The following is a 909-nucleotide window of genomic DNA, read 5'->3' on the forward strand; positions in this document are numbered from 1 at the left end:
GCTTCGTCATCGGACATCACATAGCGCACGGTCACCGTGGCAGTCTCGCCGACGTCCAGGTAATCAAAGTCATTGCCCGCCACAAACTGCAGCTGGTTGTTGTCTATGCTGGCGATGCCATGGCCGGTCAATGGATTGCCGTCACCATCCACGATCTGCACATTGTCCAGGCTGAAATTGGCGGGGTTGTCGTTGTGATCCAGATCCGTATCGTCGGCCAGTACGTCAATGGTCAGGGTTTCGTGTTCATGGCCTGTAGTGGCGGTATCGGGCGTCGCCACCGGCGCGTCGTTGGTGCCGGTGACCGTAATGGTGGCCGTTGATTCAGACGTGAGCCCCTCGTCATCGGACATAACATAACGCACGGTGACCGTGGCGGTCTCGCCATTGGCCAGGTAATCAAAGTCACTGCCCGGTATAAACTGCAGCTGGTTGTTGACAATGCTGACCGTGCCCTGACCACTTAATGGATTGCCGTCACCATCCACGATCTGCACACTATCGAGACTGAAGTTAGCGGGGGTGTCGCTGTTATCGACATCGGTATCATCAGCCAGTACGTCAATGACCAGTGTTTCGTTCTCATGCCCCGTGGCGATGTCAGGCATCGCCACCGGTGCGTCGTTGGTGCCGGTGACCGTAATGGTGGCCGTTGACTCAGAGGTAGCCCCTTCGTCATCGGACATCACATAGCGTACGGTCACCGTGGCAGTCTCGCCGACGTCCAGGTAGTCAAAGTCATTTCCCGCCACAAACTGCAGCTGGTTGTTGTTTATGCTGGCGACGCCATGGCCTGTCAGTGGATTGCCGTCACCATCCACGATCTGCACAGTGTTCAGGCTGAAATTGGCGGGGTTGTCGTTGTGATCCAGGTCCGTGTCGTCGGCCAGTACGTCAATGGTCAGGGTT

1 protein-coding gene is annotated in these 909 nt (G+C 56.8%); it reads right to left on the reverse strand.

Annotated elements, in window-relative coordinates; genetic code table 11:
• On the reverse strand, nucleotides 1-909 hold a 909-nt coding region (locus AC27K1_RS21575; RefSeq protein WP_487152859.1), incomplete at both ends, for an Ig-like domain-containing protein.

It is taken from the genome of Kistimonas ophiarachnellae (genome assembly GCF_057552235.1).